General features: G+C 73.2%; 12 protein-coding genes. 6 read left to right on the top strand and 6 right to left on the bottom strand.

What is annotated here, in order from left to right; translation table 11 throughout:
• Window positions 1–17 precede the first annotated feature (17 nt).
• Window positions 18–920, bottom strand: coding sequence for a YVTN family beta-propeller repeat protein (locus F0L17_RS07050; protein WP_162465909.1), 903 nt, complete (start codon window positions 918–920; stop codon window positions 18–20).
• A gap of 527 nt (window positions 921–1,447) precedes the next feature.
• Between F0L17_RS07050 and F0L17_RS07055 the strand changes: the two genes are divergently transcribed.
• Together F0L17_RS07055 and F0L17_RS07060 are read left to right on the top strand one after the other, a co-directional pair.
• Entirely contained in the window at window positions 1,448–2,818 is a 1,371-nt protein-coding gene (locus F0L17_RS07055; protein ID WP_155070395.1) for an SGNH/GDSL hydrolase family protein, read from the top strand.
• Between the two features lie 819 nt (window positions 2,819–3,637).
• Window positions 3,638–5,266 (top strand): N-acetylmuramoyl-L-alanine amidase, encoded by a 1,629-nt coding sequence (locus F0L17_RS07060; RefSeq protein ID WP_155073277.1) that lies wholly within the window; start codon window positions 3,638–3,640, stop codon window positions 5,264–5,266.
• A gap of 74 nt (window positions 5,267–5,340) precedes the next feature.
• Here the strand turns inward: F0L17_RS07060 and F0L17_RS07065 are convergent, their stop codons facing one another.
• From F0L17_RS07065 to F0L17_RS07075, 3 genes are read right to left on the bottom strand one after another with little or no spacing between them, the layout of a single operon-like run.
• Window positions 5,341–6,015 carry a pirin family protein gene (locus tag F0L17_RS07065; RefSeq protein WP_155070396.1) on the bottom strand — a complete coding sequence of 225 codons (675 nt, stop codon included), beginning with the start codon at window positions 6,013–6,015 and terminating at the stop codon, window positions 5,341–5,343.
• A gap of 31 nt (window positions 6,016–6,046) precedes the next feature.
• On the bottom strand, window positions 6,047–6,514 hold the full coding sequence (locus F0L17_RS07070; RefSeq protein ID WP_155070397.1) for a hypothetical protein: 468 nt from the start codon (window positions 6,512–6,514) through the stop codon (window positions 6,047–6,049).
• Window positions 6,511–7,005, bottom strand: a complete 495-nt coding sequence (locus F0L17_RS07075; RefSeq protein WP_338017990.1) for a hypothetical protein — start codon at window positions 7,003–7,005, stop codon at window positions 6,511–6,513. The genes F0L17_RS07070 and F0L17_RS07075 overlap by 4 nt, the downstream gene beginning before the upstream one ends.
• Before the next feature lie 94 nt (window positions 7,006–7,099).
• On the opposite strand from F0L17_RS07075, the gene F0L17_RS07080 reads away from it, so the two are divergent.
• The 3 genes from F0L17_RS07080 to F0L17_RS07090 all read left to right on the top strand — a co-directional run bounded on the left by F0L17_RS07080 (window position 7,100) and on the right by F0L17_RS07090 (window position 9,547).
• The gene (locus F0L17_RS07080; protein ID WP_238419284.1) at window positions 7,100–7,921 is read left to right on the top strand and encodes a helix-turn-helix domain-containing protein; all 822 of its coding nucleotides are present in this window, start codon (window positions 7,100–7,102) and stop codon (window positions 7,919–7,921) included.
• The gene (locus F0L17_RS07085) at window positions 7,918–8,160 is read left to right on the top strand and encodes a DUF397 domain-containing protein (RefSeq protein ID WP_155070398.1); all 243 of its coding nucleotides are present in this window, start codon (window positions 7,918–7,920) and stop codon (window positions 8,158–8,160) included. Before F0L17_RS07080 ends, F0L17_RS07085 begins: the two co-directional genes overlap by 4 nt.
• A 337-nt stretch (window positions 8,161–8,497) precedes the next feature.
• Complete coding sequence (locus tag F0L17_RS07090) at window positions 8,498–9,547, top strand: C40 family peptidase (protein WP_155070399.1); 1,050 nt, start codon at window positions 8,498–8,500, stop codon at window positions 9,545–9,547.
• A gap of 92 nt (window positions 9,548–9,639) precedes the next feature.
• Here F0L17_RS07090 and F0L17_RS07095 read toward each other — a convergent pair whose 3' ends face one another.
• Entirely contained in the window at window positions 9,640–10,452 is an 813-nt protein-coding gene (locus tag F0L17_RS07095; protein ID WP_155070400.1) for a class I SAM-dependent methyltransferase, read from the bottom strand.
• Window positions 10,453–10,736: 284 nt separating this feature from the next.
• Window positions 10,737–11,171 carry a winged helix-turn-helix transcriptional regulator gene (locus F0L17_RS07100; protein WP_155070401.1) on the bottom strand — a complete coding sequence of 145 codons (435 nt, stop codon included), beginning with the start codon at window positions 11,169–11,171 and terminating at the stop codon, window positions 10,737–10,739.
• A gap of 131 nt (window positions 11,172–11,302) precedes the next feature.
• Here F0L17_RS07100 and F0L17_RS07105 point away from each other — a divergent pair, with 131 nt between their 5' ends.
• Window positions 11,303–12,163: an NAD(P)H-binding protein gene (locus tag F0L17_RS07105; RefSeq protein ID WP_155070402.1), complete on the top strand. Its 861-nt coding sequence runs from the start codon at window positions 11,303–11,305 to the stop codon at window positions 12,161–12,163.
• Window positions 12,164–12,205: the final 42 nt, after the last annotated feature.

A 12,205-nucleotide genomic window follows, 5' to 3' on the forward strand; every position in this document is an offset into this window, starting at 1 on the left:
GCTCCCGGCTCCGCGGGTCATCGCGGTGCGACGGCCACCGCCTCGGGCTCGTGTCCGGTGCGCACGGCGGTGTGAACCCGCAGGGTCACCGCGTCGATGATCACGACGGTCCCGTTGGCCTCGTCGGTCACGTAGACGCGGCTGCCGCCGGGCGTCACGGCGACACCGGTCGGGTCGCCTCCCACGCGCACGGTGGCGAGCCTGTCACCGGTGGCGGTGTCCAGCACCGTGACGGTCCCGGATCCGCTGTTCGCCACGTACAGCCTGCCCTCGTCCGGGGAGAGCGCGATGCCCCGGGGGGCGTCGCCCACCGGCAGGGTCCGCACCGGACGGTTGGTGAGCGTGTCGACGACCGTGACGGTGTCGGATCCGGTGTTCGCCACGTACAGCCTGCCCTCGTCCGCGGCCAGAGCCATCTGTGCCGGGAAGGTCCCGACCGGAATGGTGGCCACGACGCGCAGGGTGCGAGCGTCCACCACGGAGACGCTGCCGGCGCCGTTGTTGCTGACGTACACCCGGTCGTTCGGCCCGGCCACGACACTGTGCGGAAGCCGCGGAAGATCGATCCTCGCCACGATCCGCCGTGTCGCCGTGTCGACGACGACGAGCCTGTTCTCACCGAAGGCGGGCACGTACACGCGATGCCCGTCCGGGGAGACCTCCACGTCGAACGGCCGGCGCCCCACCGGGACCGTGGCGATCACCCGATGCCTCGTGGTGTCGATCACCGAGATCGTGCCGCCCTCTTCGTTGGCCACGTACACGGCCTCGCCGTCCGGTGCCGCATCGATCCCGATCGGCCCGGCGCCGACCGGTACGGTCTCCACCATCCGTTCCAATCGGGTGTCCACCACGGTGACGGTGTTGGATCCGCTGTTGCTGACGTAGGCCGCGACACGCGCGGGATAGGCAGAGGCCATGGGAGGGCCGAACCAGCCGAACAAGCAGGCAAGAGCCGCGACAAGGGCTCCCCATGCTCTCCGGCGACCGGCCCTTCGGCGATTCTCGACGAAACCCCCGTACATAGTGGGTCCTCCTGACTGGTGGGGATCGATGTCCGCGAGCCCGGGAATCGGACCGGCCGACGGTGAGGTCACACACGCCTCGCATCGCATCCTGCCCACTCGCCCTCCCGGCTTCCACGCCAGGAGCGCGCACTTGCTCCAGTCGGCAGCGGGCATAGCCGAACGGCCTCACCTCCCGCCTTGGCCGGACATTCCGGATGGGCCCCCGGGCGGGGGCGAGGGGCGGCACGCACGGGCGACCAACGGCCCCGCACGCCCCTCCGCGGCGTCCGACCGGATGCCGCTCCGCCGCCGTACACCGCTCACCGCCGCCGTACGCCGCAGTAGGCGGTCACCGGTCTTGCCCTTCCGCCGCGCCCGGCGGCTAACGTCACGCCCGCACGTGACGCCCATCACCCCCACCACGGAGGGCACACCGACCCATGAGAAGCGGAAAGCCACCTCTGTCCCGCCCGTCCCACCTGTCCCGCCTGTCCCGGCTGTCCGGCCTGGCCGCCGCGGCGGCCCTCGCCGCGACCGTGTTCGCGGCGACCGCCGTGACCGGCGCCCCGCCCTCCGCCGGGGAGCACCGCACCGGGGCCGCCGGCGCGCCGGCCGCGTCGAAGAAGGCCGCGCGGCACTGGGTGAACACCTGGACGTCGATGCCGCAGCTCACCGAGCCCCACAACATGCCGCCCGCCCCCTTCACCGAAGACGGGCTGGTCATGGAGGACACCACCCTGCGGCAGACCGTCCGCGTCACGGTCGGCGGCGACAGGGTGCGGCTGCGCTTCTCCAACGCCTTCGGCGGCACCGCGCTGCCCATCACCGCCGCCTCCGTGGCCCTCCCGGCGGACGGGAAGGCCGGCGTCGCCGCGATACGTCCGGGCACGTCCCGCGCGCTGACCTTCAGCGGCCGCTCCTCGACCGTCGTCCCGGTCGGGGCCCAGGTCGTCTCCGACCCGCTGGACATGCGGGTGCGTCCCGGCGCCAACCTCACCGTGACGCTCTACCTCGCCGAGGGGCAGGCGTCGAACGAGATCACCTCGCACCCCGGTTCCCGCACCACCTCCCACCTGCTGCGCGGCAACCACCTGAACGCCGGCGACCTGCCGGGGGCCACCCCCACCGACCACTGGTACTTCCTCAGCGGCGTCGAGACGTGGTCGGCGCGGTCCACCCGGGCGGTCGCCGTGGTGGGCGACTCCCTGACCGACGGCCGGGGCTCCACCACCAACGGCAACGACCGCTGGCCGGACCAGTGGTTCGACCGTCTCCAGGACCGTCGGCACACCCCCCGCGTGGCCGTGCTGAACCAGGCCGCCGGCGGCAACCGCGTCCTCCACGACGGCCTGGGCCCCAACCTCCTGGCCCGTCTCGACCGCGACGTGCTGGCGCAGACCGGGGTGGAGTCGCTGATCGTCTTCGAGGGCGTCAACGACATCGGCACCGCCGAGGCCACCGAGGCCGCGCAGAAGCGGGTCGCCGCCGACCTCGTCGCCGCCTACGAGCAGATCGTCACCCGCGCCCACGCCAGGGGCATCGAGGTGTACGGCGCGACGCTGACGCCCTTCGGCGACAACGCGATGTACGACGACCCGGCAGGGCACCGTGAGAGCGCCCGACAGACGGTCAACGACTGGATCCGTACCGGCGGCCGCTTCGACGGCGTCATCGACTTCGACCGCGCCGTCCGCGATCCGGGCAGCCCCGACCGGCTCCGGCCGGACGTTCACGACGGGGACTGGCTCCACCTCAACCCGAAGGGGTACGGCCTGCTCGCCGCCGCCGTCCCGGACCGCGTGTTCCGCTAGCCCGCTTCCCCCGTCCCACGGCCGCCGCGTCGGCGGCCGTGGGACGGGTGCTCCGGGCGGACCGGCGCCGCTTCCGCCGCCGGGACGAGGAGCCCCATCGGGGCGAGCGGACCACGACGCTCGGCTTCCCTCCCGGCCGTGGAACGGGAACTCTGCGTGAACTTCAGCCGTACGCTCCCCTTCACAGAGGCCGAGCGCATCGGAACGCACACTTTTCCCCGAGCTCTATGTGGAACCGCTTTCCCGGTTGGGCACACTGCCGTGGCGCCATTCCGTGGACCTGGAGACCTCCCTGGTGAAGGCCGGTCGCCCCGACTGTCCGGCGAACGGCGCGGGCGGGTTCGTCCCCCTTACCGGAACCGGAGGCGAGCCCGGCTTCCCCGTCAATTCCCTTGCCCTGCCGACCGCTACATCCCTCTGTGCGGCTCTTGTTCCTCCGAGTGACGCACGGGGAACGAGTGGGGTATAACCGGCCCGTTCAGCAGCGGACGGGCGGCTCCGTGCCGACCTGCCACGCGCACCGGTCGTGGTGCCGCCGCTGCCCGGAGCGGGGGTTCGTCGTCGTGTCCCGGGGGCGGGAAACGCGGATCACGAAGTCGGGGGAACCGGGGGGAGAGTCCCTTCCGTACCGGCGGCTCCGCCGGGCACGCCCCCGCGCGGCTCGTGCGGCCGCCACCGTCCGCTCCCCGCGTCCGAATCCGCCGCCGGCCGCCGAAGACGGTGGAGAGAACCCGGTGGCGACCGGACGCACCGCAGTCTTTTCACAAGGGGTTGGGACACGTGAGATCGAAGAGAAGCCATGCCCGTCGGCAGGCCGGCATGAAACGCCGGACCTGGCTGGCGGTCGGCTCCGTCGTGCTCGGGGGGTCGGTGGCGGCGACGGTCGCCGTCGCCACCACCTCGGACGACCACGGCCGAAGCGACGATTTCCGACCCGTGGCGGCGTACACCGAGGCGTTCGAAGGCGACGACGGCTCCAAGGAGCGCTCGGTGCCGCGCACGGAGACCCGGCTCTTCTCCCTGCTCGGCGTCTCCTGGGAGGACCCGAAGGCCGAACTCGACGGCACCGCCCAGATCCGCACCCGCAGCGCGGAGACCGGGGCCTGGACGAAGTGGCAGGACCTCGACCTCGGCATCCGGCCGCCCGAGACCGAGGAGGGTCAGGACGGTGGGGTGCGCGGCGCCTCCGAACCCCTGTGGGTGGGGAAGTCCGACGCGGTCGAAGCCCGGGTCGTGGCGGACAGCGGGAAGACGGCCGAACTGCCCGACGGGCTCCGGCTGGACCTGATCGACCCGGGCGAGCTGGGCGAGCCGGGCGAGGACATCGGAGGCGGCTGGCGCAAGATCGACGGCGGCAACAAGGACGAGGGCACGCCGGAGCCGTCGGACGAGCCGGAGCCCGGCACCAGTGAGCCCACCTCGGAGCCCACCACCGAACCCACCGACACACCCACCGAGGAACCGACCGGGGAGCCGACCGACACCCCCACCGGAGAGCCGACCGAGGAACCGACCGACACCCCCACCTCGGAACCCACCACCGAACCCACCGACACACCCACCGGAGAGCCGACCGGGGAGCCGACCGACACCCCCACCGGAGAACCGACCGAAGAGCCGACCGACACCCCCACCTCGGAACCCACCACCGAACCCACCGACACACCCACCGGAGAGCCGACCGGGGAGCCGACCGACACCCCCACCGGAGAACCGACCGAGGAACCGACCGACACCCCCACCTCGGAACCCACCACCGAACCCACCGACACACCCACCGAGGAACCGACCGGGGAGCCGACCGACACCCCCACCTCCCCGGAACCGACCACCGAACCGACCGACGCGGGGGTACCGGAGATCGTCAGCCGCGCCGAGTGGGGCGCCGACGAGTCGCTGGTCGAGGACCCGCCCTCCTACCTCGACCGGGTGGACGCCGTCTTCGTCCACCACACCGCCGGCACCAACAACTACGCCTGCGCCGACTCGGCCGCCGTCGTCCGCGGCATCCTCACCTACCACGTCAAGACCAACGGCTGGAACGACATCGGCTACAACTTCTTCGTCGACAAGTGCGGCACGATCTTCGAGGGTCGCGCCGGCGGTGTCGACAAGGCCGTCCGGGGCGCCCACACCTACGGCTTCAACGGCTACTCCTCCGGCGTCACCGTGCTCGGCAACTACGAGGACGGCGCCCGGCCCACCCGGGCCGCGCTGGAGTCCGTCGCCCGGATCTCCGCCTGGAAGCTCGGTCTGCACGGGGTCGACCCGGCCGGGGAGGTGACGCTCACCGCCGCGGCCGACACCGGTGTCTGGAAGAACGGCGAGCGGGCGACGCTCCACCGGATATCCGGTCACCGTGACGGCTACGCCACGCTGTGCCCGGGAGCGAACCTCTACTCCCAGCTCCCGAACATCCGCACCCAGGCCGCCGCGATGGCCTCCTGACGGAGCCCCGAACGACCGGACCGGCTCCGACGCCACGGGCCCGGTCGCCCCGCACACCGGGGCGGCCGGGCCCGTCAGCCGTAGGACGGTTCGGAGTGCATCTCCCAGACCAGTGCCTCGACCCCGGCTTCGCCCCCGGACGCCTCCAGTCCCTCGGCATCGGTGATCCGCACCGCGTCACCGGCCTCCAACAGCTCGTCGCCCAGGCGGAGTCCACCGCGCACCACGTGCACGTACACCCACGGCGCGTCCGGTATCGCCGTGCGTTCCCCGGCGTTCAGCCGCCGCACGTGCAGCACCGCGTCGGCACGGGCCAGGGCGTACGGGGTGTTGTCGGCGATGCCGCGCACCACCTCGTACTCGGCCTCGCCCCCGAACACCCCCGGCACCAGCCACATCTGCACGAACCGCAGCGGCTCGCTCCCGGCGTTGCGCTCCACGTGTCGGATGCCGCGCCCGGCGCTCAGCCGCTGCACGTCCCCGGGCCGGATCACCGCGCGGCGTCCGGCCGAGTCCTCGTGCGTCAGCTCGCCCTCGACCACCCAGGAGACGATCTCCACGTCCGCGTGCGGGTGTTCGGCGAAGCCCGCGCCCGGGGCGAGTCGTTCCTCGTTACAGGCGACCAGCAACCCGAAACGCGTGTTGGACGGGTCGTAGAAACCGGAGAAGGAGAAGGCGTGCCGGGTGTCGATGCCGGCCGCCGCGTCTCCGCCCCTGTAGCGGTCCGCACCGCGCCGTATGTGCAGCATTCCTCCACGGTACGTGCACGGACCCGGAGCGTCACACGGCGGCCGTGGTCCCCATCCACAGCCGCCCCAGGGCGGTGCGGGTGCGCAGGTACTCCTCCACCCCGTCCGGTGGGGAGTCCGGGGCGAGCGGATCGAGGCCGACCAGCAGCGCCACCGGCCCGCCGGCCCGCGCGAAGTCGGTCCACTCGCGGCACGCCCGCGCCCGCAGTCCCGCGCCGCACTCCCCCAACCGGACGGTCGGGCCGGAGCGGGTGTCGCTCCGGTCGGCGGGGAGTGTGACGCACGGTCCGACGTACACCAGCGGGCGGTTCGCCTCGTCCAGCCCCAGCAGGGTCGCCAGGCGGAGCATCCGACGTTCGACCTCCTGGGCCGTGCTCCCCCAGGAGAGGGGCGCCGGCGGCGCGATCAGCAGGAAGGCCATGCGGCCCACCTCGGTCGCCTCCAGCCAGGTCCAGGTGGCCACGCGGCGCGGCAGCCCGGTGATGCGGGTGGCGCTCACCGGCCGCCCTCCTCCGTGGTCGGGGCGGCCGGGGCGGTCGGGAGGGAACGCGGGCCGGTGAGGCGGCACAGCAGCCGGTGCAGCGCGGCCGGTTCCACGAAGGGCGTCCGCTCGGTGGGCGTACGGCGCCAGGACAACGGCCACGTGGCGCCGCGCAGGGCCGGGACGCCGACGTAGGAGGCGTACCGGTCGCCGCTGGTCAACCCGCGTGCGCCGGGCGGCCAGCGGTACGCCCGGACGGTGCCCGGCGGCAGCAGGAAGTACGTGTACCGCTCCCCCGCGTGCTCCCGGACGACCGGCCCGTCCGTCTCCCGCGCCGCCTCCTCGGCCAACTCTCCGGCGACGCGCACGGCGTCGAAGTGCACTCCGGCCAGTCGCAGCGAATGCCCCGCCTTCGGCAACCACTCCCATCCCGGTGTCGGATCGCGGTCGGCGGCCGGGGCCGCGTCCGGGGTGGGGGTGACGCTTTCGGTGGTTGTTTCTCCGTTCACGCCACCGACTCTGGCCGCTCGTGTCTACCGTGACCAGCGGTGATCGATCCACATCCCTGCGTTGTCGCAGGGGACCCGGGGGAGGGTGAGAGGCATGTCCGCGACCACGCCCAACAGCACGGGCTCGGACGGGATGAAGGTCTTCGGCGCGGTGTTGAGCGCCCTGCGCGAAGCACACGGAACCACACGGGAGGAACTCGGCCGACAGGTCGGCTACTCGAAGTCGACGGTCGCCAAGATCGAGTACGGGGAACGGTTGGCGAGTCCGGCGTTCATCGCCAAGGCGGAGGAGCTGCTGGACGCCAGGGGCGCACTGCGCGCCGCCGCACCGCACCTGAAGTGGACGCGGCTGCCGTCGTGGTTCGGCGAGTACGCGCGGCGGGAGCAGGAGGCGGTGAGCCTGTGGACGTACGACACGCACGTGATCAAGGGGTTGGTGCAGACGGAGGACTACGCCCGCGCGGTCCTCAGCGCCTACGTCCCCACCCTGGACGAGGAGGAGATCGAGCGCCGGGTACAGGCCCGCATGGAACGCCAGGTGCTGCTGACGCGCAAACCGTCCGTCTCGCTGGCCATGGTGGTCGAGGAGTGGGTGCTGCGGCGTCCGGTGGGTGGGAGGACCACCCTCAAGGCGCAGTTGGAGCGGCTGCTGAAGCTGTCCGAGCTACGGAACGTGTCGGTTCAGCTCATGCCAGCGCACTACGAGACCCACGCCGGGTTCGACGGCCCCTTCACCCTGCTGGAGACTCCCGACCGCCAGTGGGTCGCCTACGTCGAGAGGCAGGCCGGAGGCGATGTGATCGACGACCGGCACACGGTCAGCGAGTTCCAGACGCGCTATGGGATGCTGCGAACGCAGGCTCTAACCCCGAAGGACTCCGCGCAGTTGATCGAGGAGATGATCCGCGAGCTATGAACACCGCAGACCTGGTCTGGCTCAAATCCAGCTACAGCGGCAGTCAGGGTGGCGACTGCGTCGAGGTGGCCGTCGAGTGGCACAAGTCCAGCCACAGCGGCAGTGCGGGCGGCGAGTGCGTGGAGGTGGCGACCTGCCCGCACGCCGTGCACGTCCGCGACTCCAAGGACGTCTCCCGCCCCCACCTCGCCTTCTCCCCCGACGCCTGGTCCGCCTTCCTCGGCTCCGCCCGCGCCTGACGCACCTCCCCGGTGCCACGGTGCCCCGACCGTCGGCCCGGCACGAGTCCGTGGGCCGGACCGGCGGTCGGCGAAGGGGCGTCGGTGAAGACGGTGTGGTGGCCGATACCAGGACGTGACCGATCACGACGAGGGAACCCGTACCCGCCCGTTCGCGATGTGTCTCCCACATCCGACCTGTCGCCATCGATCCCCCTCCGCTTGTGATCGTTCGGTGTCCGATCGATGAAGTCTCGTTCCGGCCGGAGACGTCGATGTGGACGCGGGGGTAGGGAGGACCTCGTCCGCCGGGTCACCCTCCCGGCGGCGCCCCCGTCCCCTCCACCAGAGAGGCACCATGTTCCCCGCGTCGTTCCCCGCGTCGTTCCCCACCCCGCCGCCCACCCCCCGGACGAGACGCCGGGTCCGAACGGCCCTGGTCTCGGCCGTGGTCGGCGCCCTCGCCGCCGTCGGCGTCTCCCTCCTGCCCGCCACCGCCACCGCCGCTCCGGTCGCGTCCCCGGTCTCGTCGTCGCAGGTGGCGACAGCGAGCACCATGACGCCCCAGGAGATGCTGAACCGCGCGGCCACCTGGCTCACCGCCTACAACGGCGGCCCGGTGCCGTACAGCCAGACCGCGACCTGGGGCGGTTACCGCACGGACTGCTCCGGTTACGTCTCGATGGCGCTGGGGCTGTGGAAGCCCGGCCCCAACACCGTCGGGCTCGCCACCGACCGGAGCCTGACCACGCCGATCCGCGTGAGCGACCTCCGCGCGGGCGACCTGCTGATCGACGCGGAGGGCACCAACACCACCCGCCACGTGGTGATCTTCGAGAAGTGGGCCAACTCCTCCCGCACCGCCTACTGGGCCTACGAGCAGCGCGGCACCTACGGCACGACCCACCGGACCCTCGGCTACGGGCTGACGGCGGGGAGCGAGTACAAGCCCTACCGCCCCGTCAAGCTGGGCGGTGGCGGCGGAACGCCGGCCCCGACGCCCGACTACCCGGTGTTGAAGCAGGGGTCCACGGGGACGAACGTCACCGCCGCCCAGTACCTGCTGCGGGCCCACGGCCACACCGACGTCGCGGCCGACGGCGTCTACGGTCCCAAGACCGCGTCGGCGGCCAGGTCCTTCCAGAGCGCCAACGGACTCGCCGTGGACGGCGTGATCGGGCCGGACACCTTCTCCGAACTCGTCGTCACCCTCCGGGAAGGGGCGCGGGGCGAGGCGGTCCGTGCGCTGCAGACCCTGCTGGCGAAGAAGTACGGCTACCCGAACGTGACCGTCGACGGCGTCTTCGGACCGCTCACCAAGGACGCCGTGCTGGACTTCCAGCGCGACCGGAGCGGGTTGACCGTCGACGGCATCGTCGGCCCCCGCACCTGGGCCGCCCTGATCTGACCGGCCCCGACCGGTCCATCCCGACACCGCCCCCGGGCCCGCGTTCGCGGGACGGGGGCGGTGTCTTCCTCCGAACTCAGGGCTTCAGGACCTCAGACGTCCCGGCGCGGACCGCTCCACGGCCCGTCGGAGGGGACCGGGGCGGGGCGACGGAACAGGGCCGTCCAGAGGAAGGATTCGCCGAAGTACGAGGAATCGGACGGCTCGTCGCGCATCCGGCGCGACTCGACCTCCTCCAGGTCGGAGAAGATCCGGCGCAGGGAGTCGGGGGTGTAGGCGAGTCCACCGTGGAGGCCGGGCGGGCCGGACGGGCCCGACGGGCGGTACAGCTCCGCGTCGGGCAGCTCGCAGCCCATCCCGCCGGGCCCGGCGGCGAAGCAGGTGAGGGCGAGGTGGCCGCCGGGGGCGAGCACCCGGTCGACGAGGGCCAGATAGCCGACGCGGCGGTGCGGCGGCAGGTGGTGGAGACAGCCGGAGTCGCAGATCAGGTCGTAGGGCCCGGGGAGTTCGTCGGTGGTGAGGGCGAAGGCGTCCCCGCGGTGGAGGCGGACGCGGGCGCGGGTGTCGGGCGCCGCCTCGCGGACGCGCTCGCCGGCCCAGGCGATCGCCCGCTCGGAGAGGTCGACGGCGTCCACGGTGAAGCCCGCGGCGGCCAGGTGGAGGGCGTTGCGGCCCGGTCCGCAGCCCAGGTCGAGGGCCCGGCCCGGGGTGATCAGGCCGCGCTCCAGGTACGAGGCCAGGCTTTCGTCGGGTTTCGCCGCGAAGAACGGCACAGGCCGGGAGCGGTCCGCGTAGAAGCCGTCCCACCAGGAGGCCGCGCCGGCCGTCCAGCGGTCGGCCCCGGGCGCGAACAGCCCGTCGAGAAGCCCGAGTACGTCCTCCACCGTGCGGATGTCCCGCCGCATCCGGCGCCCCCTTCGTCCGGTCCGCCGCCGTCCCCCGGACTCTAGGAGCGGGGCGGCCCACGGGCCAGGACGGGCCGGGACGGGACGGTGGGCGCGAGGGCGCCGGCGGGCGCCCGGCGGCCGGGCGCGGGGTGGGGAAGGTCCCTGTGCGGGGGGTGGGGCGAACGGCCGGGCGTCCCCCCGCACCGGGCCGTCACGGGGCCTTCGCCGGCCTGTCCGGGGACGGTTTTTCCACGGGTTCGGCGCCGGGTGGCGTACCGGGGGCCGGGCCGGGTGCGGCGGGCTCAGCCGTCGTCGCGCGCCGGGTCGCCGTGCCGGCGGTCGTGGCGCTCCTGGGCGGCGAGCACCTGGGGCATGTGGGCCTCCAGGTGCTCGATGAGGTCGATCAGCTTGGCGGTGGTGGTGCGACCCAGCTCGGTGAGGCTGTACTCCACCTGCGGCGGCATGACGGCGCGGACCTCGCGGTGGACGAAGCCGTCGCGCTCCAGGGCCTGGAGGGTCTGGGCGAGCATCTTCTCGCTCACGCCGTCGACGCAGCGGCGCAGGGCGTTGAAGCGGGCGGCCCCGTCGTACAGGCCGGCCAGGACCAGGACGCCCCAGCGCCCGGTGAGGTGCCCCAGGACCGGTCGGGAGGGGCAGGCGCGGGCGAACACGTCGAATGCCGCTTCCCGGGCCGCCCGGTCCTCCGCCGCCTCGGGTGTGGGGGTCGTTGTGTCCATGCCCGCAGGCTACCGGAGCACAGCACTTTCAAAAAGTTTGCGCTTTCAATTCCGCCGTGTACGGTGGGCGGTGCGCCGGGTCCCGCGGATCCGGTCCGCCCCCGCCACCTCCCGATCGAAGGAAGCCCTCGATGATCGTCGTCACCGGTGCCACCGGACAGTTCGGCCGCCTGGCCGTGGAGAAGCTGATCGGGCGCGGCGTGCCCGCCGCCGAGATCGCCGCCGCCGTCCGCACCCCCGAGAAGGCCGCCGACCTGGCCGCCCGGGGCGTGGAGGTCCGCGAGGCCGACTACGACCGGCCCGAGACCCTCGCCCCCGCCTTCGCCGGGGCGGACAAGCTGCTGTTCGTCTCCGCCAACGGGCCCGACGACCTGCGCATCGCCCAGCACCGCGCCGTCGTCGCCGCCGCGCGGGAGGCCGAGGTCGGCCTGGTCGCCTACACCTCGATCGTCGACGCCGACACCAACCCGCTGGGCCTGGCCCGCGTCCACCGCGACACCGAGGCCGCCCTGGCCGGTTCCGGCCTGCCGACCGTGCTGCTGCGCAACGGCTGGTACACCGAGAACTACACCGCCGCCCTGCCCGACGCCGTCGAGCGCGGCGCCATCGTCGGCTCGGCCGGCGAGGGCCGCATCGCCTCGGCCGGCCGCGCCGACTACGCCGAGGCGGCCGCCGCCGTCCTGACCCGCGACGGCCAGGCGGGCAAGGTGTACGAGCTGACCGGCGACCGCACCTGGACGCTCGCCGACCTGGCCGCGGCGGCCACCGCCGTCTCGGGCCGGGAGGTCGTCTACACCGACCTGCCCGCCGAGCAGTACGCGCGGATCCTCACCGACGCGGGACTGCCGGACTTCGTCGTGGAGCTGGTGGTGGACTCCGACACCAAGGTCGCCCAGGGGGCCCTGGAGCGGGTCACCGACGACCTGCCCACCCTCCTGGGGCGCCCCACCACCCCGCTGTCCGACTCCGTCGCCGAGGCCCTCAAGGGCTGAGCCCGGACCGCGCCCCCGCCCCCTGGGCGCGCGTGGCCCCGC

This window comes from Streptomyces taklimakanensis (genome assembly GCF_009709575.1).
Classification (GTDB): domain Bacteria; phylum Actinomycetota; class Actinomycetes; order Streptomycetales; family Streptomycetaceae; genus Streptomyces; species Streptomyces taklimakanensis.